General features: G+C 42.3%; 21 protein-coding genes and 1 riboswitch. Of the genes, 10 read left to right on the top strand and 11 right to left on the bottom strand.

All coding sequences use genetic code 11. From position 1 onward, the window contains the following. Positions 1 to 34 precede the first annotated feature (34 nt). Both aspS and QM419_RS06905 read left to right on the top strand, forming a co-directional pair. On the top strand, positions 35 to 1798 hold the full coding sequence (aspS, locus tag QM419_RS06910) for an aspartate--tRNA ligase (protein ID WP_414278320.1): 1764 nt from the start codon (positions 35 to 37) through the stop codon (positions 1796 to 1798). Beyond that, on the top strand, positions 1776 to 2717 hold the full coding sequence (locus QM419_RS06905) for a YitT family protein (protein ID WP_414254147.1): 942 nt from the start codon (positions 1776 to 1778) through the stop codon (positions 2715 to 2717). The genes aspS and QM419_RS06905 overlap by 23 nt, the downstream gene beginning before the upstream one ends. A gap of 54 nt (positions 2718 to 2771) precedes the next feature. Here the strand turns inward: QM419_RS06905 and QM419_RS06900 are convergent, their stop codons facing one another. From QM419_RS06900 to QM419_RS06880, 5 genes are all read right to left on the bottom strand, one after another. After that, entirely contained in the window at positions 2772 to 3758 is a 987-nt protein-coding gene (locus tag QM419_RS06900) for a LacI family DNA-binding transcriptional regulator (RefSeq protein ID WP_178894440.1), read from the bottom strand. A 9-nt stretch (positions 3759 to 3767) separates the two neighbouring features. Next, positions 3768 to 4568, bottom strand: a complete 801-nt coding sequence (locus QM419_RS06895) for a DUF1189 domain-containing protein (RefSeq protein ID WP_414278319.1) — start codon at positions 4566 to 4568, stop codon at positions 3768 to 3770. Positions 4569 to 4772: 204 nt separating this feature from the next. Beyond that, positions 4773 to 5615 (bottom strand): sugar ABC transporter permease, encoded by an 843-nt coding sequence (locus QM419_RS06890; protein ID WP_178894442.1) that lies wholly within the window; start codon positions 5613 to 5615, stop codon positions 4773 to 4775. A gap of 1 nt (position 5616) precedes the next feature. Then, the gene (locus tag QM419_RS06885) at positions 5617 to 6906 is read right to left on the bottom strand and encodes a carbohydrate ABC transporter permease (RefSeq protein WP_004250464.1); all 1290 of its coding nucleotides are present in this window, start codon (positions 6904 to 6906) and stop codon (positions 5617 to 5619) included. A gap of 138 nt (positions 6907 to 7044) precedes the next feature. Further along, complete coding sequence (locus QM419_RS06880) at positions 7045 to 8313, bottom strand: extracellular solute-binding protein (RefSeq protein ID WP_414278318.1); 1269 nt, start codon at positions 8311 to 8313, stop codon at positions 7045 to 7047. 417 nt (positions 8314 to 8730) lie between these two features. On the opposite strand from QM419_RS06880, the gene malQ reads away from it, so the two are divergent. Further along, positions 8731 to 10248 (top strand): 4-alpha-glucanotransferase, encoded by a 1518-nt coding sequence (malQ, locus tag QM419_RS06875; protein ID WP_414275233.1) that lies wholly within the window; start codon positions 8731 to 8733, stop codon positions 10246 to 10248. 22 nt (positions 10249 to 10270) lie between these two features. Next, positions 10271 to 12529: a glycogen/starch/alpha-glucan family phosphorylase gene (gene glgP, locus QM419_RS06870; protein ID WP_414278317.1), complete on the top strand. Its 2259-nt coding sequence runs from the start codon at positions 10271 to 10273 to the stop codon at positions 12527 to 12529. A gap of 65 nt (positions 12530 to 12594) precedes the next feature. Here glgP and QM419_RS06865 read toward each other — a convergent pair whose 3' ends face one another. Then, positions 12595 to 13443 carry a putative RNA methyltransferase gene (locus QM419_RS06865; protein WP_414278316.1) on the bottom strand — a complete coding sequence of 283 codons (849 nt, stop codon included), beginning with the start codon at positions 13441 to 13443 and terminating at the stop codon, positions 12595 to 12597. Between the two features lie 53 nt (positions 13444 to 13496). Further along, on the bottom strand, positions 13497 to 14753 hold the full coding sequence (tyrS, locus tag QM419_RS06860; protein WP_414254140.1) for a tyrosine--tRNA ligase: 1257 nt from the start codon (positions 14751 to 14753) through the stop codon (positions 13497 to 13499). A gap of 183 nt (positions 14754 to 14936) precedes the next feature. On the opposite strand from tyrS, the gene mutL reads away from it, so the two are divergent. The 4 genes from mutL to QM419_RS06840 all read left to right on the top strand — a co-directional run bounded on the left by mutL (position 14937) and on the right by QM419_RS06840 (position 18846). Then, positions 14937 to 16886: a DNA mismatch repair endonuclease MutL gene (gene mutL / locus QM419_RS06855; protein WP_414278315.1), complete on the top strand. Its 1950-nt coding sequence runs from the start codon at positions 14937 to 14939 to the stop codon at positions 16884 to 16886. Positions 16887 to 17006: 120 nt separating this feature from the next. Then, a complete protein-coding gene (gene ruvA / locus QM419_RS06850) occupies positions 17007 to 17600 on the top strand; it encodes a Holliday junction branch migration protein RuvA (RefSeq protein WP_045762563.1) in 594 nt (197 codons plus the stop codon). 9 nt (positions 17601 to 17609) lie between these two features. Continuing rightward, entirely contained in the window at positions 17610 to 18170 is a 561-nt protein-coding gene (locus QM419_RS06845; RefSeq protein ID WP_414278314.1) for a DNA-3-methyladenine glycosylase I, read from the top strand. A 1-nt stretch (position 18171) separates the two neighbouring features. Then, positions 18172 to 18846: a lysostaphin resistance A-like protein gene (locus tag QM419_RS06840; protein WP_414278313.1), complete on the top strand. Its 675-nt coding sequence runs from the start codon at positions 18172 to 18174 to the stop codon at positions 18844 to 18846. 50 nt (positions 18847 to 18896) lie between these two features. On the opposite strand, the gene QM419_RS06835 is transcribed toward QM419_RS06840, so the two are convergent. From QM419_RS06835 to QM419_RS06820, 4 genes are all read right to left on the bottom strand, one after another. After that, positions 18897 to 19928, bottom strand: a complete 1032-nt coding sequence (locus QM419_RS06835; protein WP_414278312.1) for a S66 family peptidase — start codon at positions 19926 to 19928, stop codon at positions 18897 to 18899. Between the two features lie 149 nt (positions 19929 to 20077). Continuing rightward, the gene (locus tag QM419_RS06830; RefSeq protein WP_016466361.1) at positions 20078 to 20341 is read right to left on the bottom strand and encodes a SemiSWEET family transporter; all 264 of its coding nucleotides are present in this window, start codon (positions 20339 to 20341) and stop codon (positions 20078 to 20080) included. 200 nt (positions 20342 to 20541) lie between these two features. Continuing rightward, positions 20542 to 21216, bottom strand: a complete 675-nt coding sequence (locus tag QM419_RS06825) for a DUF1129 domain-containing protein (RefSeq protein WP_414278311.1) — start codon at positions 21214 to 21216, stop codon at positions 20542 to 20544. A gap of 12 nt (positions 21217 to 21228) precedes the next feature. Continuing rightward, on the bottom strand, positions 21229 to 22173 hold the full coding sequence (locus QM419_RS06820; RefSeq protein WP_000815631.1) for a magnesium transporter CorA family protein: 945 nt from the start codon (positions 22171 to 22173) through the stop codon (positions 21229 to 21231). Between the two features lie 142 nt (positions 22174 to 22315). Here QM419_RS06820 and uvrA point away from each other — a divergent pair, with 142 nt between their 5' ends. Both uvrA and QM419_RS06810 read left to right on the top strand, forming a co-directional pair. After that, complete coding sequence (gene uvrA, locus QM419_RS06815) at positions 22316 to 25147, top strand: excinuclease ABC subunit UvrA (RefSeq protein ID WP_235083531.1); 2832 nt, start codon at positions 22316 to 22318, stop codon at positions 25145 to 25147. Beyond that, the gene (locus tag QM419_RS06810; RefSeq protein ID WP_414278310.1) at positions 25140 to 26201 is read left to right on the top strand and encodes a M24 family metallopeptidase; all 1062 of its coding nucleotides are present in this window, start codon (positions 25140 to 25142) and stop codon (positions 26199 to 26201) included. Before uvrA ends, QM419_RS06810 begins: the two co-directional genes overlap by 8 nt. Positions 26202 to 26251: 50 nt before the next feature. Further along, positions 26252 to 26408: riboswitch (M-box (ykoK) riboswitch) on the top strand. The last annotated feature ends 127 nt before the right edge of the window (positions 26409 to 26535 follow it).

Raw genomic sequence — 26535 nt, 5'->3', positions numbered from 1 at the left:
TAAAATAGTAACAGAATACAAGAGGAGAGAAGAAATGAAACGCAGTATGTATGCTGGTCGTGTTCGTGAGGAACACATCGGACAAGAAATTACCTTGAAGGGTTGGGTTGCCCGTCGTCGTGACCTGGGTGGCTTGATTTTTATCGACCTTCGTGACCGTGAAGGGATTATGCAGTTGGTTATCAACCCTGAAAAAGTATCGGCAGAGGTGATGGCAACAGCTGAAAGCCTTCGTAGTGAATACGTCATCGAGGTGACTGGTCAGGTTGCAGCACGTGAGCAGGCCAATGATAAATTGGCGACTGGAGCAGTTGAGCTGAATGTAACAGCTCTTACGGTTCTGAATACATCCAAAACAACACCATTTGAAATCAAGGATGGCATTGAGGCAAACGATGATACGCGTCTACGTTATCGTTATCTTGACCTTCGTCGTCCAGAGATGTTGGAAAACCTTAAACTGCGTGCCAAGGTAACGCATTCTATCCGCAACTACTTGGATGAATTAGAATTTATCGATGTGGAAACACCATTCCTTTCTAAGTCAACACCAGAAGGAGCGCGTGACTACCTCGTACCATCTCGTGTCAACAAGGGTCACTTTTATGCCTTGCCTCAAAGTCCACAGATTACCAAACAGTTGTTGATGAATGCGGGATTTGACCGTTACTACCAAATCGTCAAATGTTTCCGTGACGAAGACTTACGTGGGGACCGCCAACCTGAATTTACCCAGGTCGACTTGGAAACTTCATTCCTGACTGAGCAAGAAATCCAAGATATCACAGAAGGCTTGATTGCGCGCGTGATGAAGGAAACCAAAGGAATCGAAGTAACACTTCCATTCCCTCGTATGAAGTATGATGATGCCATGGCTCTTTATGGCTCTGACAAGCCTGACACTCGTTTTGAGATGTTGCTTCAGGACTTGACAGAAGTTGTCAAGGGAGTAGACTTCAAAGTCTTTTCAGAAGCTCCTGCAGTTAAAGCCATCGTCGTCAAAGGAGCTGCAGATAACTACTCACGTAAAGACATCGACAAGATGACAGAAGTAGCCAAGCAGTATGGCGCTAAGGGTCTTGCTTGGGTTAAGGTTGTTGATGGAGAATTGAACGGACCAGTTGCTAAGTTCTTGACTGCCATTCAAGGCGATTTGGCAAGTGCACTTGGTCTTGAAGATAAAGACTTGGTTCTCTTTGTTGCTGATACGCTTGAGGTAGCTAATGCAACACTTGGTGCCCTTCGTGGACGTATTGCGAAGGAACTAGGCTTGATCGATAATGACAAATTCAACTTCCTCTGGGTTGTTGACTGGCCAATGTTTGAATGGTCTGAAGAAGAAGGACGTTACATGAGTGCCCACCATCCATTTACCCTTCCTCAGGCAGAAACTGCTCATGAACTTGAAGGTGATTTGGCTAAGGTTCGTGCCATTGCCTATGATATCGTCTTGAATGGTTATGAACTTGGTGGTGGTAGCCTTCGTATCAATCAAAAAGAACTCCAAGAACGCATGTTTAAAGCTCTGGGTTTCTCAGCGGAGGAAGCAAATGACCAGTTTGGTTTCCTTTTGGAAGCTATGGACTATGGATTCCCGCCACACGGTGGCCTGGCTATTGGACTTGACCGCTTTGTCATGCTCCTAGCAGGAGAAGATAATATCCGTGAAGTTATTGCCTTTCCTAAGAATAACAAGGCAACTGACCCAATGACGCAAGCACCATCAACAGTAGCTCTTAAACAATTAGAGGAACTTAATCTACAAGTAGAACAAGATGAAACAAACGAAACTAACTAAAAAGTGGTATCATTATCTGCGCCGCTTTGCTTATCGGGTGAAGATTTTGCGTGTTTTGCAAAGTATCTCCCGAGAAAAATACGATGAAAAAATTTCAGCTTCTCTGGTATATGGTTTTCTATCAGCAGTAGCCGTCAATTTCTTCTTCCAGCCAGGACACGTTTATTCAAGTGGAGCAACAGGTTTAGCTCAGATTATCTCAAGCCTTAGTAACTACTGGTTTAATTTCCATATTCCAATTTCTGTAGCTTTCTATTGTATCAATATACCACTCATGATTTTAGCTTGGCGCCAAATTGGGCATAAGTTCACGATATTTACCTTTATCACGGTATCCATGAGCTCGCTCTTTATCCAATTTGTGCCAGTGGTGGTCTTGACAGAGGATCCCATCATCAATGCTCTCTTTGGTGGGGTAGTCATGGGACTTGGTATCGGCTTTGCTCTACGCCATAATATCTCCAGCGGTGGAACGGATATTGTCAGTCTTACCATTCGTAAGAAGACAGGTCGAAACGTCGGTAGTATCTCCTTCTTGGTGAACGGGACAATCATGCTGATTGCTGGCTTGACCTTTGGTTGGAAATACGCTCTTTATTCTATGATTACCATCTTTGTCTCAAGTCGTGTAACAGACGCAGTTTTCACCAAACAAAAACGCATGCAGGCTATGATTGTTACTAGTAATCCAGATGCAGTCATTGAAAAAATTCACAATAAATTGCACCGTGGAGCGACCATGATTCACGATGCTGAAGGGACTTATAACCACGAGCGTAAGGCGGTTTTGATTACAGTTATCACTCGTGCAGAGTTTAATGATTTTAAACTAATCATGAAGCAAGTGGATCCAACAGCCTTTGTATCGGTCTCGGAGAATGTTCATATTCTTGGACGATTTGTCGAAGTTGAAAACTAGTTGTTCAGGTAAATAGAATACAAAAAAACCAACTCAAAATAGAGAGTTGGTTTTTTATTTTTCAACGATTTCGTGTGCAATCACCTGACGATAGCAGATTTGACGGTTCTCTTTGACATCATTAATGATTTGCAGAATGGTTTCAAATGAAGTTCGGCCAAGAGCAAGGCTATTGATATCAACATAGGCAGCTAGATTCAATCTTGGATTCACCGAATCAAAGCTTAGAACAGGAACATCAAGCTGGTGTTCGTTGAGGTAGTTACAGACACCTTCAGCTAAGAGGCTATCTGTTGTAATAATAGCATCGGTCTGAGGGTCGTGTTTAAAGAGTTGTTTACTAAAGTTATAGCCCTTTTCTTCTAGAAACTCGTCTGCAAAGAAGGTACGTTGACTATCAAGAGGTAGATCGTGTTCTTGAAGTGCTTGCTCGTAACCTGTCAGACGGTCCTGGGTAACGAAGAGCTTCTTGGTACCACCGATAAAGGCAATTCGACTGCATCCTTTTTTGATGAAATATTCGGTCGCATCAAATCCGGCTTGGATGTTATCATTATCAACAAGCGGAATGAAAGGAGAAAGTGATTTTCCAAGAATGAGGAAGGGGAATTGCTCATCGACAACTAATTGCACCAAGGGATCATTTTCTTGAGCATACAAGAAGATAAGCCCATCTACACGTTTTCCATAGACCATTTGCGAAATGGCGTTTAAACGCTCTTTCTCATCCTTACCAGTCGCAATCTGAATGGCATAGTGATTTTCCGAGGCAACCTGTGCAATCCCTCTAAGAACAGAAGGGAAGAAAGGGTTTTGGTAGAAAACGTCTGAGTCATCCGGAAGAACCAAGCCAATGACTTGCGTATAACTGCTAACGAGACTTCGAGCATTTAGATTAGGATGATAATTGAGTTCTTTCATTGCTTTTCGAACTCGTTTTTTGGTTTCGTCACTAATCGTCGATTTGTTTTGAATAACACGGGTTACGGTTGAAGGTGAAACTCCTGCAGCCTTGGCCACGTCTTTAATCGTAACAGGCATAATAATCTCCTACTTTTGGTAGTCTGGATCACGATAATGAGTCTTATAAAAGATAGTGACCAGGTATAGAACAAATAAAATGTTTTGAACAGTGATCAAAGTTGCCATATTCTGTCCCAAAAGACCTAGAATCAGGGTAATTAAAGTCGGTAATCCTAAACAGTTCAAAATAAAATGATAGCACTCTTTATAGGTCTTAAATGAGAAGAGACGAGATTTTTTCGTGAAGTAGAGCAAGAGGCTAGAACCTAGAGCGACAATGAAAAAATTAAGTCCAAAGAGGAAACTAGAACCTAGCACAAGAAAGAGGCTGATATAGACACGGTTCTGTTGATACCAGTCTTTAGAAATGGCCTGAGTCAAGCTCTCCTTGTTTTGAAAACTTTCAGTCGTGATAGCGTGATAGCGAATGCTGGTTAGTTCTTTTCCTTGCTTACTGATGACGAGATTCTCGGGTTCAAAGCTAAGAAGTAATTCCTCAGGGAAACTTGAACTAGCAGTAGCCCCGATTTGTACAGAAGCTTGATGAGGAGTCGAACCCGTATAGCTTAGTTTTCCATCTACAATCTGAGCATTCTTAGCTAGATCCTGAACGACTTCGTCCGTCAAAGGAGCGTAGACATCATCGATAAAAGTTTCTAAGGGATAAGTCTCTTGAGAGCTATTCTGAATGGCAATAGGGACCATAGACAAGCTAATCAAGAAGATACTGGTAAAAATCAGTTGAAACCAGTTTAGACCAAAACGATGAGAGAGGGGCTTACGGAATCCCCAAATACTATTAAAATAAGAAAACGGATATGGTAACATAAATCTCTTTCTATAGGCATTTTCTATACGAGTATTATATAGAGAAATGTTTTTTATTTCAAGCGGGGATAGTAGAATCCTTGGTAAAAGTGAATGTTTGTTATGATTCATCCACTAACTAACAAGGTAATCTCAGCAAGCTCTTGTTTCTCACCAGACAATCGATGTACAAGTTCAAAAATGAAAAAGGGTGGCGAGGGTATATTACCCCTTGTCGCCACCGCTTGTAAGTCCTGAAACGAAGTTCTTTTGCAAGAAGAAGAAAAGTGTACAGATTGGAAGAGCGATGAGGATGGCACCTGCTGAGAAGTAGGCAATCTTCAAGTTCTTCGCATTATTGACGAAGGTTTGTAGACCAACGGCAACTGTAAAGTATTCTTTTTCACGAAGCAAGAAACTAGAGAGGATATAGTCTCCAAAAGGTCCCATGAAAGCCCAGAGTGCTTGTACAGCCACCATTGGGCGAACAAGAGGGAGAACGATTTGCCAGAAGCGGCGGAAGTGTCCTGCACCATCTAGTTTTGCAGACTCATCAAGAGACATTGGCACGGTGTCAAAGTAACCTTTCATCAACCAAGCATTCATAGGGATACCACCACCGACGTAGAGGAAGATGAGGAACCAGCTATGGTTAAGGGCATTCAACATGAGGGCCATAACGAAGAAGGCAGTCAAAGCGGCCATTGTTGGCACCATTTGGATAATCAAGAAGAATACCAAACTTTGCTTACGAGCCAAGAAGTTGTAACGGCTATAGGCATAACCAGCAAGTACGATAATACTTGTCTGAACGACCATAGTGACCAAAGCGATGATCAAGGTATTAAGGTACCATGTGCCGTACAAGGTTTCTGTAAAGAGCCCTTTGAAGTTATCAAGACTAAAGTTGACATTGCCGTCGAGTTTAAAGGCCACAACGTTACCAGCCTTGAAGGCTGACATAATCGTGATTAAAAGTGGATAGATAATGACGATTGAAAGTCCAATCAAGTAGAGGTAAGTGAGGGTTTGAGTCAGTCTACGTTTGAGTTTGATTGAGTTATTCATCTTAGACGTCCTCCATATCAAATGCGTGTAGTTTCTTGAATGCAATCATAGAAATAGAGATGACAATGATTGAAATAATCAAGGTAACAGCAGCTGCCATAGAGTATTGAGGAGCTGTACCAGTTGTCAAACGGTAGATCCATGAGATCAAGATATCGGTTGAACCAGCTCCACCACCGACACTACCAGGACCACCACCATTGAAGAGGTACATGATAGAGAAGTTGTTGAAGTTGAAGGTGTATTGGCTGATCAAAGTAGGTGCCGCAACGGCCAAAATCATTGGGAAAGTGATGTTGCGGAATTTTTGCCAAGCGTTTGCACCGTCGATATAAGCTGCTTCATACAAGTCATTTGGAATAGACTGTAGGATACCGAGAGTCAAGACGTAGATATAAGGGAAACCAAGCCATCCTTGCATCATAATCAAGGCAATTTTAGTCCAAGTTGGATTTGTCTTCCAAGGGATAAGAACGCCATCTAAGAAAGGAAGAACCTTAGCAAAAAGTGGCAAAACTTGAGTATTGATAGCACCAACACTATCGTTGAACATGTTTGAGAATGTCAAGATAGTGATGAAGGCTGGAACCGCCCAAGGTAGAAGGAAGATAACACCAAAGATACGTTTACCCTTGATGAATGGTTGGTTAGCAATAATAGCTGTAAAGATACCGAGTACGATTTGCAAAGTAGATGCAGATAAAGCCCAGATAATAGTCCAAGAAAGAACAGAACCGAAGGCTGAACGGAAGGTACTCAAGCTCCAGATATTTGTAAAGTTAGTCAATCCAACCCAATCCAATAATTTATTTGGTGGTAAGTGTTGGAAATCGTAGTTAGTAAAGGCAATCATCAAGGTTACAATAACCGGGAAGATGATGGCAAATGTCATGGCAACGTAAGATGGAATGATAAGCAAGTAAGGGAATCCATTTTCGTAGATACCTTTAATCATATCCTTAAGTGTCAATGGGACAGGGATGCCATTATTGATACGTTTTGCAATAGTGTGAGCGTCTTTAATATTGAGAATATAAAAGGCTAGATAAACAATTACAAAAATAGAGTGGAATGCACCACGAATCAACATGAAGAGAGAGTTGTCACGGCCAGGTTTTTCACCAAGCGTGATTAAGTTGCTCAATTCAGGTGCTGCAAGTACTATAAAATAGAGGACAAAAGCCACTGTTACAGCAAGGAAGATAAAACCTTTAGCTTTTTGTTTGTTGTAGATTTGTCCCAACCCAGGAATCAATGAAAGCAAGGCTGCTTTTTTTGGTTGTTGTTCCATGAGCGCTCCTTTCATAAGATACGAGCATTAAGCTCGATGCTAATCAGCAAAATTGCTGAAAACATTGTCAATGTATCTAAAAATCAAGGGAGATGTTTAAATTATCTCCCTTGAATCAATCAATTAGTTACCAAATTTTTAGTTACCAAATTTTTGTTGGATTGTTTCTTTAATCAATGTTACAGCATCATTAGCAGCTGTTTTAGCATCTTTCTTACCGCTTACAGCGTCAAAGAGCATTGTTTTAGCTGGGTCCCAAACTGTTGACATTTGAGAGATGTTTGGCATTGGTTGAGCGTTTTGGAACTGTTTGATAACAGCTGTAGTCAACTCATCGTTTTTACCTTCAGCGTAAGCACGAGCTTCAGTGTTAGCTGGGATTTCGTTAGTTGCATCGTAGAATGCTTTTTGTTGGTCAGTTGAAACAAGGAAGTCCACGAATTTTTGAGCTCCTTCAAGGTTCTTAGTGCTTGATGGGATGATCCAAGCTTTACCACCACCAAAGGCTGCGTAGTTTTTACCGTTTGGAAGAGTTGGGATAGTTGCAACACCGTAGTTTACTTTAGCATCTTTGAATGCTTGAGCTTTCCAAGGACCATCGATGATCGCAGCTGTTTTACCTTCTTGGAATTGAGTTTGGATCAAGTTTCCAGCACCTTCAGTGTCTTGCATACCTTTAGGCCATTTATCGTACCAAGTTTTAGCGTATTCGATACCTGCGATAGCACCATCGTTAGCAAGACCGATATCTTTAGGATTTTTACCATTGTCACCAAATACGTAAGCTCCGTTACCAGCAAGAAGTCCGTATGCGTAGTAGAAGTTAGTCCAGTCAGCTAGGAAAGCAGTAGTTTTTCCATCTTCACCAGCGAAGGCATATTTGCTATCTTTAGCAAGGTTTTCTAAGTCAGCAAATGTTTTTGGAGCTTCTTTAATCAAATCTTTGTTATAGTACATAACAAGTGATTCGATAACGGCTGGAGCACCGTAAACTTTTCCACCAACAGTTACAAGAGATTTAGTAGTATCGTCTGTTTTAGCACCGTCGCTCAAAGTTACTTCTGAAAGTTGTCCGTCAGTACCAAGGCTACCTACACGGTCGTATGGAGCCATCATAACGTCAGCAGCTTTACCTGATTGGTTATCAAGTGAAAGGTTGTCAAGTCCGCCTAATTGGTCACCAGTTTTAATAGTAACTTTTACACCAGCTTCTTTTTCGTAAGCTTTTGCAGCTGATTCAGCAAATGCTTTATATTGATCTTCAACGTAGAAAGTGATTTCTTTCGCTTCAGATGAACCAGAATCAGCAGGCTTATCAGCAGTTTTGCTTCCGCAAGCTACCAAAAGCAAGCTAGCAAGAGTAGCAGTACCAAGTACAGCAGCGCTCTTCATGAATTTAGTTGACATAGTGTATTCCTCCTAAAGAATAACAAATTTTAATTTCGAGGAAACGCAAACGTTTTCCCTTATGACCATAGTATAGCACAAACAGAAAACGGTTGCAAGCATTTTTTTGAAAAAAATTTAAAAAGCTTGTGACTGGCTAATTCCTAAAATTGTTTGTATAATAGAAGAGAAATAGGAAATCGTGTAAATTTCAATTCAAAAATAATTGAAGGGAAACGATTGCATAAATAGAAGACGAAACAAATGGAGGGGGAAAATTAAAATATAGGGAATTTCCGATTTCGGAAATAAAAAGTAGAGAAAAAGTTTTTTTTACAAACGCTTGCATTTATTTTAGAAATGGGGTATACTTGACTTAGCGCAAACGTTTGCGCAAAAATTGAAATAATTAACAATATAAACACTTGAGGTGCTAATATGAAAAAACGTCAAAGCGGTGTGTTGATGCACATCTCATCACTTCCAGGAGCATACGGAATCGGATCATTTGGTCAAAGCGCCTATGATTTCGTTGACTTCTTGGTTCGTACAAAGCAACGTTACTGGCAAATCCTTCCTTTAGGAACAACCAGCTATGGAGATTCTCCATACCAATCATTCTCAGCCTTTGCTGGAAACACTCATTTTATCGACCTTGATATTTTGGTGGAGCAAGGTTTGTTGGAAGCAAGTGATCTTGAAGGTGTGGACTTTGGTAGCAACCCAACTGAAGTTGACTATGCTAAAATCTACTATGCACGTCGTCCACTTCTAGAGAAAGCTGTCAAACGTTTCCTTGAAGCCGGAGATGTCAAAGACTTCGAAAAATTTGCTCAAGAAAATCAATCATGGCTTGAACTATTTGCAGAGTATATGGCAATCAAGGAGCATTTTGATAATCTTGCTTGGACAGAATGGCCAGATGCAGATGCTCGTGCTCGTAAAGCTTCAACTCTTGAAAGCTACCGTGAGAAATTAGCTGACAAGCTTGTTTACCACCGCGTAACCCAATACCTTTTCTTCCAACAATGGTTGAAATTGAAAGCATATGCTAATGACAACCATATCGAAATTGTCGGAGATATGCCTATCTATGTAGCGGAAGATTCAAGCGATATGTGGGCAAATCCACATCTCTTCAAGACAGATGTCAACGGTAAGGCGACTTGCATCGCAGGATGCCCACCAGATGAATTTTCTGCAACTGGTCAGCTCTGGGGTAACCCAATCTATGACTGGGAAGCTATGGACAAAGATGGCTACAAATGGTGGATTGAACGCTTGCGTGAAAGCTTCAAAATCTACGATATCGTTCGTATCGACCACTTCCGTGGATTTGAGTCTTACTGGGAAATTCCTGCTGGTTCTGAAACAGCAGCACCTGGTAAATGGGTGAAAGGTCCTGACTACAAACTCTTTGCAGCGGTGAAAGAGGAACTTGGTGACTTGAACATCATCGCAGAAGACCTTGGATTCATGACTGACGAAGTTATTGAACTACGTGAACGCACTGGCTTCCCAGGAATGAAAGTCCTTCAATTTGCCTTCAACCCAGAGCACGAAAGTATCGACAGCCCACACTTGGCACCAGCTAACTCTGTTATGTACACAGGAACACACGATAACAACACTGTTCTTGGTTGGTACCGTAATGAAATTGACGATCCAACTCGTGAGTACATGGCACGCTATACAAACCGCAAGGAATACGAAACAGTAGTACATGCTATGCTTCGTACAGCCTTTTCATCAGTAAGCTTTATGACTATCGCTACTATGCAAGATTTGCTAGAGTTGGATGGTTCAGCTCGTATGAACTTCCCATCTACTCTTGGTGGAAACTGGTCATGGCGTATGACAGAGGATCAATTGACTCCTGCTGTCGAAGAAACTTTGCTTGACTTGACTACAATTTATCGCCGAATTAATGAAAATTTGGTAGAATTAAAGAAATAAGACAATATCAGGAGACACAAAAATGTTACCATTAAAAGAATTTGTACAAAATCGTTACAATAAATCTATCGCAGAATGTAGTAACGAAGAGCTTTACCTTGCTCTTCTTAACTACAGCAAACTTGCTAGCAGCCAAAAACCAGTCAACACTGGTAAGAAAAAAGTTTACTACATCTCAGCTGAGTTCTTGATTGGTAAACTCTTGTCAAACAACTTGATTAACCTTGGTCTTTATGACGAAGTTAAAAAAGAACTTGCTGATGCAGGTAAAGAGTTAATCGAAATCGAAGAAGTAGAATTGGAACCATCACTTGGTAATGGTGGTTTGGGACGTTTGGCAGCTTGCTTTATCGACTCAATCGCTACACTTGGTTTGAACGGTGACGGTGTTGGTTTGAACTACCACTTCGGTTTGTTCCAACAAGTTCTTAAAAACAACCAACAAGAAACGATTCCTAACGCTTGGTTGACTGACCAAAACTGGTTGGTTCGTTCAAGCCGTAGCTACCAAGTGCCATTTGCACACTTTACATTGACATCTACTCTTTACGATATCGATGTTCCTGGTTACAAAACAGCTACGAAAAACCGTTTGCGTTTGTTTGACTTGGATTCAGTTGATTCTTCAATCATCAAAGATGGTATCAACTTTGACAAGACAGACATCGCTCGTAACTTGACTCTTTTTCTTTACCCAGACGATAGTGATAAACAAGGTGAATTGCTCCGTATCTTCCAACAATACTTCATGGTTTCAAACGGTGCACAATTGATCATTGATGAAGCAATCGAAAAAGGAAGCAACTTGCACGACCTTGCTGACTACGCAGTTGTACAAATCAACGATACTCACCCATCAATGGTAATCCCTGAATTGATTCGTCTTTTGACTGAACGTGGTATCGAACTTGATGAAGCCATCTCTATCGTTCGTAGCATGACTGCCTACACAAACCACACAATCCTTGCTGAAGCCCTTGAAAAATGGCCTCTTGAATTCTTGGAAGAAGTGGTTCCTCACTTGGTACCAATCATCAAAGAATTGGATCGTCGTGTGAAAGCAGAATACAAAGACCCAGCTGTTCAAATCATTGATGAAAACGACCGTGTACACATGGCTCACATGGATATCCACTACGGATACAGTGTTAACGGGGTAGCAGCACTCCACACTGAAATCTTGAAGAACTCTGAGTTGAAAGCTTTCTACGACATCTACCCAGAAAAATTCAACAACAAAACAAACGGTATCACATTCCGCCGTTGGCTCATGCATGCCAACCCAAGCTTGTCTCACTACTTGGATGAGATTCTTGGACGCGATTGGCACCACGATGCTTCTAAGTTGGAAGACCTTCTCTCATATGAAGACAAGGCTGCTGTCAAAGAAAAATTGGAAAGCATCAAAGCCCACAACAAACGTAAATTGGCTCGTCACTTGAAAGAGCACCAAGGTGTGGAAATCAATACAAACTCTATCTTTGATATCCAAATCAAACGTCTTCACGAGTACAAACGTCAACAAATGAACGCTTTGTATGTGATCCACAAATACCTTGACATCAAGGCTGGTAACATCCCTGCTCGTCCAATCACAGTATTCTTTGGTGGTAAAGCAGCTCCTGCCTACACAATCGCTCAAGACATCATCCACTTGATCCTTTGCTTGTCAGAAGTGATTGCCAACGATCCAGCAGTAGCTCCACACTTGCAAGTGGTAATGGTTGAAAACTACAACGTTACTGCAGCAAGCTTCTTGATCCCAGCATGTGACATCTCAGAACAAATTTCATTGGCTTCTAAAGAAGCTTCAGGTACTGGTAACATGAAATTCATGTTGAACGGGGCTTTGACTCTTGGTACTATGGACGGGGCTAACGTGGAAATCGCTGAGTTGGTTGGCGACGAAAACATCTACATCTTCGGTGAAGATTCAGAAACTGTTATCGACCTTTACGCGAAATCAGGTTACAAATCAAGTGAATTCTACGCACGTGAAGCTATCAAACCATTGGTTGACTTCATCGTGAGTGACGCTGTTCTTGCAGTTGGTAAGAAAGAACGCTTGGAACGTCTTTACAACGAATTGATCAACAAAGACTGGTTCATGACTCTTCTTGACTTGGAAGACTACATCAAGGTTAAAGAGCAAATGCTTGCTGACTACGAAGACCGTGACGCATGGTTGGATAAAGTCATCGTCAACATTGCTAAAGCAGGATTCTTCTCATCTGACCGTACAATCGCTCAGTACAACGAAGATATCTGGCACTTGAACTAAGATTCTTTACATTAGATTATAAAAAAACGCATCTAAAAAGATGCGTTTTTTGTTTTTAGATTCGTTCACAGTGCTTTCCCAACCAGAATCTCTGCTTCGATGGTAATCTCAGTTAACTGGCTCCAGTCAATCTTGCTTTGATCGACGTGAAAGAGTAGGGGGGTCATGCTAAGCAGGGCTTGGCGTTGCTCTGCGGTGATAGGTTTGGTCAGGGAAGCTATCTGACTAGATTGGATGCTGAAATGTTCCTGGAAATGTTCCTTGATATCTTGGTTAGAATAGTCCTTCTTTGTTAGTTGCTCCTGTACTATTTGGCGGATTTCTTTAAGGTGATTTTCGGTAGGGATGACCTTGATCAAGATGCCGTCTTTGGATAAGACACGGCGAAATTCTCCGTAGTTGGCAGGTGAAAAGATATCAAGCAGGATATCCATGCTGGCATCTTTTATAGGAAGGCGAGCCAGATCACCGACAAACCAGTTGACTACCCAGTTGGGTTCGCTTTTAGCAGCGATTTGGACCGAGTCTTTCGAGATATCAAAGGCGTAGAAGGTCTTGTCAGGATGACTTTCTTGTAGTCTACGAGAGTAAAATCCTTCGCCACAACCGATATCTAAGACTGTTTTTGCAGATGATTTAGTCGCTAGTAGGTCAGAAATACCTTCTAAGATAGCCTGATAAAATCCAGCTTCTAGGATTTGCTGGCGATTTTGGAAGTTTTCCTTGTCGTAGTTGGCGGATTGCTTGATTTGGGGAGCCAGATTGACATAACCGAATTTTGCTAGGTCAAAAGAATGGCGATTGCTACACTTGAGACTGCTCTCGACCAAGGTCAGATTTTCTTGGCAGATGGGGCAGGAAAAGGCACTAGCAGAAGCAAAACGCTGGAGTTTAGGTTTGAGGTTTGTATTCATAGTTTTAGTCTAGCAAAAAAAGAACTGGATGGCAAATGCCTCCAGTTTGTTTTTTAGTATGTTAGAACGAAGTATTTTTTCTTACCACGGCGGATAACAGTGAGTTCGTTCTCTAACTTATCAGCATCACTCAAGACATAGTCAAGGTCTTGGATACGTTCGCCGTTGACGTAGATAGCTCCATTTTGAACATCTTCGCGGGCTTGGCGTTTTGAGTTGACTACGCCAGAAGATACGAGCAATTCTACGATGTTGTGATTTTCGTCTGCTTGTACTTGGTAGTTTGGCACACCACGAAGTCCTTGTTTAAGTTCTTTGACAGAAAGGTTTTTGATATTTCCGGCAAAGAGTTGCTCAGTGATATTGAGTGCTTCTTTGTAGGCTTCTTCTCCGTGAACAAGTGTTACGACTTCACGAGCTAAGACTTTTTGAGCCAAGCGTTCGTGTGGCGCCGCTTCAAATTGTTTACGGATCTCTTCAATCTCATCAAGTGACAAGAAAGTAAAGATTTTCAAGAAGCGAACAGCGTCAGCATCCATGACGTTCATCCAGAATTGGTACATTTCGTATGGAGAAGTCTTTTCAGGGTTGAGCCAAACGGCGTTCCCTTCAGATTTACCAAATTTCTTACCAGTTGCGTCTGTAATGAGTGGAACAGTGATAACGTGGCCAGTCTTGTCAGCCTTACGGCGAAGCAATTCGGTACCAGCAGTCATATTTCCCCACTGGTCAGAACCACCGATTTGAAGGGTTACATTGTGCTCTTGGTTAAGGACAAAGAAGTCGTACCCTTGCATGATTTGGTAGGCAAACTCAGTGTAAGAAATCCCTGTTTCAATACGTTTCTTCACAGACTCCTTGCTCATCATGTAGTTGACAGTGAAGTATTTTCCGATATCACGGAGGAAGTCAATGAAGCTGATGCTGCCAAACCAGTCGTAGTTGTTGACCATGACAGCTTTATTTTCACCATTTTCAAAGTCAAGAAAGCGAGAAAGTTGTCCTTGGATAGACTTGACCCAGCCATCTACTGTGTCTTTTGTTTGGAGACTACGTTCAGCATCTTTGAAGGACGGATCTCCGATGAGACCTGTAGCACCGCCAACGAGCGCATATGGTTTGTGACCTGCTAACTGCAAGCGACGACTTGTCAAGATTGCGACAAGGTGGCCTAGGTGAAGGCTGTCAGCAGTTGGATCGTAGCCAGTATAATAAGAAACTTGACCTTCTTCTAGGGCTTTACGCAAAGCTTCTTCATCAGTCGTTTGAAAAATCAAACCACGCTCTTTTAGCTCATCAAAAATGTGCATGTGTCTTTTCTCCTTTTTAAAATATTATTTCTACCTATTTTACCACAAACTTGGCAAATAACCTAGTAAAATCGGGAAGAAAGTTGCTACTCGGACTTTTTTGGAAACGAGTGAAATATGGTATAATAGCACTAGCTTATTTTCAGAGAAATAGATAAAAATCGTTAAGAAAGGGGCTGAAAGATGTCTCATATTATTGAATTGCCAGAAGTCTTGGCCAACCAGATCGCAGCAGGAGAAGTTATCGAACGCCCTGCTAGTGTAGTTAAGGAACTAGTTGAAAACGCCATTGATGCTGGCTCTAGCCAGATTATCGTTGAAATCGAGGAAGCTGGGCTTAAGAAGATCCAAATCACAGATAATGGTCACGGGATTGCCCACGATGAGGTCGAGTTAGCCCTCCGTCGTCATGCGACCAGTAAGATTAAGAATCAAGCGGATCTTTTTCGGATTCGGACCCTCGGTTTTCGTGGTGAAGCTCTGCCTTCTATCGCTTCTGTCAGTATTTTGACTTTGTTGACAGCGGTGGATGGTGCCAGTCACGGGACCAAGCTAGTGGCTCGTGGGGGAGAAGTTGAGGAAATCATTCCAGCGACCAGTCCTGTGGGAACTAAGGTTTGTGTGGAAGACCTCTTTTTCAATACACCGGCTCGTCTCAAGTATATGAAGAGCCAGCAGGCAGAGTTGTCTCATATCATTGACATTGTCAATCGTCTGGGGCTAGCCCATCCGGAGATTTCCTTTAGTCTGATTAGTGATGGCAAGGAAATGACACGAACAGCTGGTACAGGACAACTGCGTCAAGCCATTGCTGGAATTTATGGTTTAGCCAGTGCTAAAAAAATGGTTGAGATTGAGAATTCTGACCTAGACTTTGAAATTTCAGGCTTTGTCTCATTGCCTGAATTGACACGGGCTAATCGTAACTATATCAGCCTTTTTATCAATGGGCGTTATATCAAGAATTTCCTGCTCAATCGTGCCATTTTAGATGGATACGGTAGCAAGCTCATGGTGGGGCGTTTTCCGCTGGCTGTCATTCACATCCATATCGACCCTTATTTAGCAGATGTCAATGTGCATCCAACCAAGCAAGAGGTGCGGATTTCCAAGGAAAGAGAACTAATGGCGCTGGTTTCAGAGGCTATCGCAAAGAGTCTCAAGGAACAGACCTTGATTCCAGATGCCTTGGAAAATCTAGCCAAATCTGCGGTTAGAAATCGTGAAAAGGTGGAGCAAACGACTTTGCCACTGAGAGAAAATACGCTCTACTATGAAAAAAATGAACCGACAAGACCGACACAAGCTGAGGTGGCAGACCATCAGGTGAATCTGACGGAAGAAAGACAGGATTTGAATCTGTTTGCTAAGGAAACTTTAGACCAGATAACCAAACCAGCCAAACTGCATTTTGCAGAGAGAAAACTTATCAGCTACGACCAACTGGATCATCCAGAGTTAGATATGGCTAGTTTGGATAAGGCTTATGATAAGCTGGAGCGAGAAGAATCTTCAAGCTTCCCAGAGTTGGAGTTTTTCGGACAAATGCACGGGACCTATCTCTTTGCCCAAGGTCGAGATGGGCTTTACATCATAGACCAACACGCAGCCCAGGAGCGGGTTAAGTATGAGGAGTATCGCGAAAGTATTGGCAATGTTGACCAGAGCCAACAGCAACTCCTAGTACCTTATATCTTCGAATTTCCAGCGGATGATGCCCTTCGTCTCAAGGAAAGAATGCCTCTCTTAGAGGAAGTCGGCGTCTTTCTAGCAGAGTACGGGGAGAACCAATTTATCCTAAGGGAACATCCTATTTGGATGGCAGAAGAGGAAATCGAGTCAGGTATCTATGAGATGTGTGATATGCTCCTCTTGACCAAGGAAGTTTCTATCAAGAAATACCGAGCAGAGCTGGCCATTATGATGTCCTGCAAGCGGTCTATCAAGGCCAACCATCGTATCGATGACCACTCAGCCAGACAGCTCCTTTACCAACTCTCTCAATGCGACAATCCTTATAACTGTCCTCATGGACGTCCTGTTTTGGTGCATTTTACCAAGTCAGATATGGAAAAGATGTTCCGTCGCATTCAAGAAAATCACACGAGCTTACGAGAACTAGGCAAATACTAATACTCTTCGAAAATCTCTTTAAACTGCGTCAGCCTTACCTTGTCTAACTTAAGTTATGCCTACGGTTAGCTTCCTAGTTTACTCTTTGATTTTCATTGAGTATAAATTGAAGGGAAAATTATGTACGAATATCTAAAGGGTATCATTACCAAAATTACTGCTAAATACATCGTCCTAGAAGCAAACGGAATCGGCTATATCCTACACGTAGCAAATCCCTATGCTTACTCGGGACAAGTCAATCAAGAAGCGCAAATCTATGTGCATCAAGTCGTTCGCGAAGATGCTCACCTGCTTTACGGTTTCCGTTCAGAAGACGAGAAAAAACTCTTTCTCAGCTTGATTTCGGTGTCGGGCATTGGCCCTGTTTCTGCTCTTGCTATTATTGCGGCGGATGACAATGCTGGCCTTGTCCAAGCTATCGAAAGCAAGAACATCACTTACTTGACCAAGTTTCCGAAGATCGGCAAGAAAACAGCCCAACAGATGGTTTTGGACCTAGAAGGTAAGGTGGTTGTGGCAGGTGATGACCTCCCTGCTAAGACTGCTACTCCATCTAGCAACGACAACCAAGAATTGGAAGAAGCCATGGAAGCCATGTTGGCCTTGGGTTACAAGGCGACCGAGCTCAAGAAAATCAAGAAATTCTTTGAAGGAACTTCTGATACAGCTGAAAACTACATCAAATCTGCCCTTAAGATGTTGGTGAAATAGGAGATTTCTATGCCAAAACGCTGTGGCTGGGTTAAAATGAACAACCCTCTGTATGTAGCCTACCACGATGAGGAATGGGGGCGACCTCTCCATGACGACCAGGCCCTTTTTGAGTTGCTCTGTATGGAGACCTATCAGGCTGGTCTTTCTTGGGAAACGGTGCTCAATAAACGCCAAGCCTTCCGAAAAGCTTTTCATGGTTACCAAATTCAAGCGGTCGCAGAGATGTCGGATGAAGAATTGGAAGCTTTGATGGATAATACAGCCATCATCCGCAATCGTGCCAAGATATTTGCGACGCGGGCCAACGCTCAGGCCTTTCTACAAGTTCAGGTAGAATTTGGTACCTTTGATACTTATCTTTGGTCTTTTGTAAATGGACAAACCATCGTCAATGATGTCCCGGACTACAGACAGGCGCCTGCCAAAACAGCTCTATCTGAGAAATTATCCAAAGATCTCAAAAAACGAGGCTTTAAGTTTACGGGTCCTGTTGCAGCTTTGTCATTTCTACAGGCTGCCGGTTTGGTTGATGACCATGAGAATGATTGTGAATGGAAGGGAAAGTGAAATGAAGTCTAATAAAAATAAGGGAGTTCTGATTTTTGGGCTCCTCTATACAATTCTTTTTGTGTTTGATGGTATACGAGTATTTGATGCTCCATTGCCTTCTTCTGCAGGGACTTATTTAGTCTATACCATCATGTTTGTGTATGGTTGCTTCTTATTTAAGTCACTATTGCTCCAAAAGTGGGAAGAGGTTAGAACTTCTAAAAGGAAATTTATCTTTGGGGTTTTAAAAGGCTGGGCCTTGCTTTTCATTTTAACCATTCTCTTTGGGCTTCTATCGGAAATGTTGAGACAGATGTTGGGATTAAGCGGACAGGGACTAAACGAGGCTAATATACAAACTGCCTTTAAAGAACAACCACTACTGATAGCGGTTTTTGCCTGTGTCATAGGCCCTTTAGTGGAAGAGCTCTTTTTCCGTCAGCTCTTATTGCATCACTTGCAGAAAAAACTGCCAAGTTGGTTAAGCATTCTTCTGGTAGGATTTATCTTTGCACTTACTCATATGCACAGTTTGTCTTTATCAGAGTGGGTCGGTGCAGTCGGATACCTAGGTGGTGGCCTGGCCTTTTCTATCATTTATGTGAAAGAAAAGGAGAATATCTACTATCCCTTACTTGTTCACATGTTAGGCAATAGCCTCTCCTTTATTATCTTAGCCATCGGTAGTATATGATGAAAATGCTAGTAACGATACTGAAAAAAGCTGAGAAATTCTTCCCAGCTTTATTTGTTATAGTCGAAGCGAATGACTTGCTCCGTTGCATCTACATGGGCGTGGACTCCAAAGGGAACAATTGCTCTTGGTGTGGCATGACCAACGTTTAGATTATAGACAATCGGGGTATTGCTGTCAATGATATCCAATAGTGCCTCTTTATAGTCGTCATAGAAAGTTTCATCCATAGGTTTTCCGACCAAGAGTCCACTGATGACTTCAAATATCCCAGTTTCTTTTAAAGCCTGCAACATTTTTTTGAAAACATCAGGTTCAGGCTTTTCTTCACTTGTTTCTAGCAATAGAATCTTTCCTTTCCAGTCGGATAAGTCAGGGAAGAGTCTGTACTTTTGGCAGAGTTCTGTACTGTCTACATATCGAGAGTTGTCAAAGATATCGTAGAGGGATTCGAGGCAACCACCGAGGATTTTTCCCTCGAACTGGGCAGTTCCTTGTAACAAGTCAAAACCTGTATTTGTATGGCTGACACGAGGTGTTCCCAGAGCCTTGGGACTGAAGTCAGTTCTTTCCTCATACCAAAGGTCGCTAGGGCGGATTTCTGAGATTTTTCCAGTCTCAATCAATTCTTTAAAGTAGTGGAGGCTGTATGGCAACATTTCTTTGTCTAACTCACAAATGTCTGCTAAAAAGGATTGACCATAAAAAGTCTTGATTCCTAGTTTATGCAACATGAGGTGGTTCATAGTTGTATCCGAGAAGCCAAGAAAAATTTTTTGTTTGATAACCTTTTGTAGTTGGTCATTTTCAAAAAGATAAGGCAATAAACGATAGGTATCGTCTCCACCGATGGCGCATAAGATCATGTCGATGCTTTCATCAGAAAATGCCTGCATCAAATCCTCCGCACGAGCTTCAGGATGTTCTTTGATAAAGTCTAAGCCTTTTAGCGAATGGGGCAAAAAGATAGGACTGAGTCCTAGGTCCTTGAGACGTTGGATACCCAAGTCCACTTCGTGTTTTACAAAGTCCTCTCCGATAATGCCACTAGACAAGCTCACAATACCAATAGTAGAAACCATATCTTATCCTCCGAGAAATAGATTGATGCTATTGTATCACAAAAGATGAGGGGAAACAACAAGAATTAGAGTCAGAAGAAGGCTTTTAGATCAAGAAAGTAGTAAAAAAGCAACCAATTGTGTGGTTGCTTTTTATAGTAGTTGCATTCTTATAGAGCAGTAAGGAAGGTCAGTCCGCCAAGGATAACCCCAGCCGAGTTTGGAATGATTAGAATCCAGTCTTTCTTAGGCTCTTTTGTCCATCCATAAATGACCCAGATTAAGCAAGAGACAGCTGCTGATAAAGGTTGGAATGGTTGAGCTTTGTTCCCTTGTAAATTGGCAAAAATTTGAGGGATGTAGGCTATAAATACAATAATCCCGATAAAGGCACCAATTGAACCAACAACTTGATTAATTCTCTGTTTAGTCATATATATTTCTCCTTATTACTTTATTAGTATAACAGAAAAACAACTTGGATTCAAGGACAAAACCTCGGGATTCTAAGGAAAGACTTTACATTAGAACGTTTTTAGAAAATGTAGCTACTTTTCTTTGGAGAATAAAAAAAAGCTTTGGAGCCATAATAAAAGTAGTCTGTCTGTAAAACACACTACTTTTATTGTTTATCTTAATATCTAGCTGGTCCTGCACTTGCGCTCTTGATGTTGAACCGTTTTTTGAGGTAGAAACGTAGGGCAAGGAGAGCTCCTCCAATGACCAACAAAACAAGTGGTGGTAGGCTGATGTTGATGGCTTGTGGAAGGAAGTTGCTCAAGAAGAGGATGAGAACCCAAGCAAACATGGTTGCTAGCATAACCAAAAGTGATTTCCAGAATGGAGGGCGTTGGCTACGATCAGTATCTGGTCCGTAGTAGCGGTAGATGAAGTGATAGAGAAGGTAAAAGGCAACTCCACCAAAGGCCCCTACACTGATAAGTGTTACCAATCCGTAGGCTACAGGTTGGTTTGAGAAGAAGCTCATCAAGGCGCTCACTACTGCAAATAATCCTGTGATGAAAAGGGCTGAATCCAACATCATCAATTTTGGATCGTCGTTTTCTTTTGGATGTTCTTTTTCATATTGCTCTTTTTCGCTGAAGCTATGAGCCCAGTGAGTTGGTGCTCCGTAGATAGAACGAGCTGTCACTCCCTTTGGTTGTTCTTCAAGGATATGAGGAATGACTTCTTCAAGGATAGCCTTGATTTCAGCATCTGTTTTTCCGTCCTTGAGAAATTGCTGGGTTGCAATATGGATAAATTCCTGGTTTTTCTTTGTTAATTCTTGTAAATCAATCTGTGACATAATAACTCCTGTTTAGAACCATTTTTTATGGATGAGGTAAAGAGTGAGAGAAACACTCATAGCAAAGGCAATAAAGACGATGAGCCAGAAAGCATGCGGTTCTCCGTTTAAAGGAATTTCATTGTCCTTAAAGTTCATTCCGTAAGCTGAGAAAATCATAGTCGGGATAGACATAACGATGGTCACGAGGGCCAAGGTTTTCATGATATTGTTCTGGTTGTTTGAAATGATAGAGGCAAAGGTCTCTGTCATAGAGTGCAGGACGTTTCCATAGATATCCGCCATCTCGATGGCCTGTTGCGTTTCAATCAATGTGTCTTCAAGTAAGTCTTCGTCTTCAAGGTATTTCTTGATATTGCTGGTTGCGCTGGTCAATTTCTTAATCACGCGCTCGTTAGTCTTCAGAGAAGCCTTGAAGTAGACGATGGTCTTTTCTAACTCCATGAGTTCAATCAATTCTTCGTTTCGAGTAGATTTGTGAAGTTGGCTCTCAATCTGCTCACTCTTACGTTCGATTGAACGGAGGGCGGTTAGGTAAATCTCCGCGTTGCGGTAGAGAATCTGGAAGATGAAGCGTGAACGCATGAAGGTATAGAAATTCCGAAGTCTACGATTGATAAAGACATCAAGAAGTGGGAGAGGCTCCAAACAGGTAGTGATGATAGCCTCTTCTGTGATGATAATCCCCAAGGGAATAGTCACGTAGTAGGTCTGGTTATTTCTTTCCTCTGTGATTGGGACGTCTACGATGATCAAGGTGTACTCATCTTCGATGGTGATACGAGACATCTCTTCCGCATCGAGCGGCGCACGGAGATCGGCAATATCAATATCAAAGGCCGAGGCGATTTCCATCGATTCGCTTTGAGTAGGATTGACGAGATTGATCCAAGTGCCCGGCTGGAGCGTATCAATCTCTTTAAATTCAGTTGTAGTTGAGAGAAAGACTTGCTTCATATCTCTTATCCTTTCCTAATCTAATCCGTGTTCCAGTGATTTTTGACACCGTACTATTATACTACAAATTCGGCGTTTTTGGTAATAGAATTTCACTTTTTTTGGTATAATGGAAAGCAACAATGAACTAGAAAGAAGTAATATGCAAGATAAGATTGTCATCCATGGGGCACGCGCCCATAATTTAAAAAATATAGATGTGGAAATTCCGCGTGACAAGCTAGTTGTGGTGACGGGACTATCTGGATCAGGAAAGTCTAGTTTAGCCTTTGATACCCTTTATGCAGAAGGGCAACGTCGCTACGTTGAAAGCCTGTCAGCCTATGCTCGTCAGTTCTTGGGCAATATGGAAAAACCAGATGTGGATTCTATCGATGGTCTCAGCCCTGCCATTTCCATTGACCAGAAAACGACCAGTAAAAATCCTCGTTCGACGGTTGGGACAACGACGGAAATCAACGATTATCTACGTCTTCTCTATGCACGTGTAGGGACACCCTACTGTATCAATGGACATGGGGCTATCAAGGCTTCGTCAGTAGAGCAGATTGTAGACAAGGTCTTGGAATTGCCAGAACGCCAACGCTTGCAGATTCTAGCTCCCGTGATTCGTAAGAAAAAAGGGCAGCACAAGACGCTGATCGAAAAGATTCAAAAGGATGGTTACGTCCGTGTTCGTGTCGATGGAGTTGTTTACGATGTGACCGAAGTTCCTGAACTTGAAAAGAATAAACAACACAACATTGACGTGGTGGTAGACCGTATCATCATCAAGGATGGTATCCGTAGTCGTCTCTTCGATTCGATTGAAGCAGCTCTCCGTATCGCTGAAGGTTATGTCGTTATTGATACTATGGATGATTCAGAGTTGCTCTTTTCAGAACACTATGCTTGTCCAGTATGTGGATTTACGGTTCCAGAGTTAGAACCTCGTCTCTTCTCCTTCAACGCACCATTTGGCTCCTGTAGTGAGTGTGATGGTTTGGGAATCAAGCTAGAGGTTGATACGGACTTAGTAGTGCCAGATGCTAGCAAAACTCTTCGCGAAGGAGCCTTAGCACCTTGGAACCCTATCTCTTCTAACTATTATCCAAATATGCTGGAACAAGCCATGACAGCCTTTGGAGTGGATATGGATACGCCTTTTGAGGACTTGTCTGAGGAGGATAAGCATCTCATCTTCTACGGTTCAGATGGGAAAGAATTCCATTTCCATTATGAAAATGAATTCGGTGGAGTTCGTGATATCGATATTCCATTTGAAGGAGTGATTGGGAATATCAAGCGTCGCTATCATGAAACCAATAGCGACTACACTCGTACTCAGATGCGCCTTTATATGAACGAGCTAACTTGTGAGACCTGTCACGGTTATCGTCTCAATGACCAGGCCTTATCTGTTCGAGTAGGAGGAGAAAAAGGGCTCCATATCGGAGAAATTTCAGACCTCTCTATTGCAGACCATTTGGAGGTCATTGATCAACTAAGTCTATCTGAAAATGAAGCTATCATCGCTCGTCCTATCCTGAAGGAAATCAAGGACCGCTTGACCTTCCTCAATAATGTCGGGCTTAACTATCTAACGCTTTCTCGTTCAGCGGGAACTTTATCAGGTGGGGAGAGCCAACGTATTCGCTTGGCGACTCAGATTGGTTCCAACCTCTCAGGAGTTCTTTATATCCTTGATGAGCCGTCCATCGGTCTTCACCAGAGGGACAATGACCGCCTGATTGCCAGTCTGAAAAAGATGCGTGACTTGGGGAACACCTTGATTGTGGTAGAACACGATGAAGATACTATGCGAGAAGCTGATTATCTGATTGACGTTGGTCCTGGAGCGGGTGTCTTTGGTGGAGAAATTGTTGCTGCAGGAACGCCTAAGCAGGTAGCTCGCAACAGCAAATCCATTACAGGACAGTATCTATCAGGAAAACGCGCGATTCCTGTACCATCAGAACGTCGCGTTGGCAATGGTCGCTTTATCGAAGTGACAGGTGCGCGTGAGAACAACTTGCAAAATATCACCGCTCGCTTCCCACTCGGGAAATTCATTGCAGTGACAGGGGTATCTGGTTCAGGGAAGTCTACCCTCATTAACAGCATCCTCAAAAAGGCTATTGCACAAAAGCTCAATCGCAATTCAGACAAACCTGGTAAGTTTAAGACGATTACAGGAATCGAGCATATCGATCGTCTGATAGATATTGACCAGAGTCCAATCGGACGAACACCGAGGTCTAATCCTGCGACCTATACAGGTGTTTTTGATGACATTCGAGACCTCTTTGCTCAGACAAATGAAGCCAAGATTCGTGGCTATAAGAAGGGGCGTTTCAGTTTCAATGTCAAGGGCGGGCGCTGTGAGGCCTGCTCGGGTGACGGGATTATCAAGATTGAGATGCACTTCTTGCCAGATGTTTACGTAGCTTGCGAAGTCTGTCATGGGACTCGCTACAACAGTGAAACGCTAGAAGTTCACTACAAGGAAAAGAATATCTCGCAAGTCTTGGATATGACCGTCAATGACGCAGTAGAATTTTTTCAACACATTCCGAAAATTCAACGCAAACTCCAGACCATCAAAGATGTTGGTCTAGGTTATGTGACCTTGGGACAACCAGCTACGACACTTTCTGGAGGTGAGGCACAGCGTATGAAGCTGGCTAGTGAACTCCACAAGCGCTCGACAGGTAAGTCCTTCTACATTTTAGATGAACCAACGACTGGGTTGCATACTGAGGACATCGCTCGTCTACTCACCGTTTTGTCCCGCTTTGTCGATGATGGCAATACAGTTCTCGTCATTGAGCACAATCTGGATGTCATCAAAACAGCAGACCATATTATCGACCTAGGACCAGAAGGTGGTGTTGGCGGTGGTACTATTATCGCAACAGGAACTCCAGAAGAAGTAGCTGCCAATGAAGCTAGCTATACAGGACAGTATTTGAAAGGAAAGTTACATCATGAATAAACGTGTGCAAGCATTTTTAGATAAAATGCAAGAAAAAGAACTAGATGGAATCATTATCAATAACCTTAAAAATGTCTACTATTTGACAGGATTTTGGGGCTCAAATGGGACAGTCTTTATCAGTCGTGACCGTCAGGTCTTGGTGACAGATGCTCGCTATATCATCGCTGCTAAGCAAGAAGTAACCGGTTTTGAGATTTTTGCAGAACGTGATGAGTTGGCAACTATCGCAAAGATTGCAAAAGATATGGGTCTTTCTCGTATCGGATTTGAAGATGAGGTTTCAGTTTCTTATTATCATCGCATGCAAACCGCCTTTGAAGGTTTAGAACTAGTTCCACAGACACAGTTTGTTGAAGCCCTTCGTATGATTAAGGATGAGACAGAGATTGCGACTATTCGTAAGGCTTGTTCCATCTCAGACCAAGCTTTCCAAGATGCTCTTGACTTTATCAAGCCAGGTAAGACAGAAATTGAAATTGCCAACTTCCTGGACTTCCGTATGCGTGAATTAGGCGCTGCTGGTTTGTCTTTTGACACGATTCTAGCTAGTGGAATCAACTCTTCTAAACCTCACGCCCACCCAATGCACAAACCAGTAGAACTAGGTGAAGCTATTACCATGGACTTCGGTTGCCTTTACGACCACTATGTCAGTGATATGACACGTACCATCTACCTAGGTCATGCCAGCGACGAACAAGCAGAAATCTACAACACCGTTTTGAAGGCTAACCAAGCTCTGATTGACCAAGCTAAGGATGGCTTAGGTTTCCGTGATTTTGATAAAATCCCTCGTGATATTATTGTGGAAGCAGGCTATGGAGAATACTTTACACACGGTATCGGGCACGGTATTGGACTTGATATCCACGAAGAACCTTACTTTAGCCAAACTTCCAAAGAAGTTATTAAATCTGGAATGGTCTTGACTGATGAACCTGGTATTTATATTGAAGGGAAATACGGAGTTCGTATCGAAGATGATATCTTGATTACAGATACAGGTTGTGAGTTATTAACCCTTGCTCCAAAAGAATTAATCGTAATCTAAGAAAAATGAGATAAATCGTTGACTTTTACTAGTTAAAGGTTTATACTGAAAGGCGAAAACGGTAGGTGAGGCTACCATAGGGATACGGATGACTACCGCAAAACAGTGGAGACACTACTCGTTGGTCAACAGTCCTGGTCGCGAAGGTCAAGACTAAGCTCATTACATCGCCCTATGGAGTTAAAGCTTGAACGAAAACAGACAATAAGTTTTTTAGTCCTGCCATTTTATGGCAGGACTTTCTGCTGTTTTAAAACAAAGAAAGGAGACAAACGATGCAAATTGACGATCATCCAGAACCGCACATACACAGCCAATCGCTGATTTGTGTCGT

This window comes from Streptococcus infantis, assembly GCF_047464715.1.
Lineage (GTDB): Bacteria > Bacillota > Bacilli > Lactobacillales > Streptococcaceae > Streptococcus > Streptococcus infantis_S.
Note: the sequence above shows the minus strand (reverse complement) of the source record. Positions and strands in the feature narration are given on the sequence as shown.

What these genes read in the sequence shown, in the direction of transcription:
- aspS (WP_414278320.1), top strand. Translation starts at nt 35, where the DNA reads ATGAAACGCAGTATGTATGCTGGTCGTGTTCGTGAGGAACACATCGGA.
- QM419_RS06905 (WP_414254147.1), top strand. Translation starts at nt 1,776, where the DNA reads ATGAAACAAACGAAACTAACTAAAAAGTGGTATCATTATCTGCGCCGC.
- QM419_RS06900 (WP_178894440.1), bottom strand. Translation starts at nt 3,758, where the DNA reads ATGCCTGTTACGATTAAAGACGTGGCCAAGGCTGCAGGAGTTTCACCT.
- QM419_RS06895 (WP_414278319.1), bottom strand. Translation starts at nt 4,568, where the DNA reads ATGTTACCATATCCGTTTTCTTATTTTAATAGTATTTGGGGATTCCGT.
- QM419_RS06890 (WP_178894442.1), bottom strand. Translation starts at nt 5,615, where the DNA reads ATGAATAACTCAATCAAACTCAAACGTAGACTGACTCAAACCCTCACT.
- QM419_RS06885 (WP_004250464.1), bottom strand. Translation starts at nt 6,906, where the DNA reads ATGGAACAACAACCAAAAAAAGCAGCCTTGCTTTCATTGATTCCTGGG.
- QM419_RS06880 (WP_414278318.1), bottom strand. Translation starts at nt 8,313, where the DNA reads ATGTCAACTAAATTCATGAAGAGCGCTGCTGTACTTGGTACTGCTACT.
- malQ (WP_414275233.1), top strand. Translation starts at nt 8,731, where the DNA reads ATGAAAAAACGTCAAAGCGGTGTGTTGATGCACATCTCATCACTTCCA.
- glgP (WP_414278317.1), top strand. Translation starts at nt 10,271, where the DNA reads ATGTTACCATTAAAAGAATTTGTACAAAATCGTTACAATAAATCTATC.
- QM419_RS06865 (WP_414278316.1), bottom strand. Translation starts at nt 13,443, where the DNA reads ATGAATACAAACCTCAAACCTAAACTCCAGCGTTTTGCTTCTGCTAGT.
- tyrS (WP_414254140.1), bottom strand. Translation starts at nt 14,753, where the DNA reads ATGCACATTTTTGATGAGCTAAAAGAGCGTGGTTTGATTTTTCAAACG.
- mutL (WP_414278315.1), top strand. Translation starts at nt 14,937, where the DNA reads ATGTCTCATATTATTGAATTGCCAGAAGTCTTGGCCAACCAGATCGCA.
- ruvA (WP_045762563.1), top strand. Translation starts at nt 17,007, where the DNA reads ATGTACGAATATCTAAAGGGTATCATTACCAAAATTACTGCTAAATAC.
- QM419_RS06845 (WP_414278314.1), top strand. Translation starts at nt 17,610, where the DNA reads ATGCCAAAACGCTGTGGCTGGGTTAAAATGAACAACCCTCTGTATGTA.
- QM419_RS06840 (WP_414278313.1), top strand. Translation starts at nt 18,172, where the DNA reads ATGAAGTCTAATAAAAATAAGGGAGTTCTGATTTTTGGGCTCCTCTAT.
- QM419_RS06835 (WP_414278312.1), bottom strand. Translation starts at nt 19,928, where the DNA reads ATGGTTTCTACTATTGGTATTGTGAGCTTGTCTAGTGGCATTATCGGA.
- QM419_RS06830 (WP_016466361.1), bottom strand. Translation starts at nt 20,341, where the DNA reads ATGACTAAACAGAGAATTAATCAAGTTGTTGGTTCAATTGGTGCCTTT.
- QM419_RS06825 (WP_414278311.1), bottom strand. Translation starts at nt 21,216, where the DNA reads ATGTCACAGATTGATTTACAAGAATTAACAAAGAAAAACCAGGAATTT.
- QM419_RS06820 (WP_000815631.1), bottom strand. Translation starts at nt 22,173, where the DNA reads ATGAAGCAAGTCTTTCTCTCAACTACAACTGAATTTAAAGAGATTGAT.
- uvrA (WP_235083531.1), top strand. Translation starts at nt 22,316, where the DNA reads ATGCAAGATAAGATTGTCATCCATGGGGCACGCGCCCATAATTTAAAA.
- QM419_RS06810 (WP_414278310.1), top strand. Translation starts at nt 25,140, where the DNA reads ATGAATAAACGTGTGCAAGCATTTTTAGATAAAATGCAAGAAAAAGAA.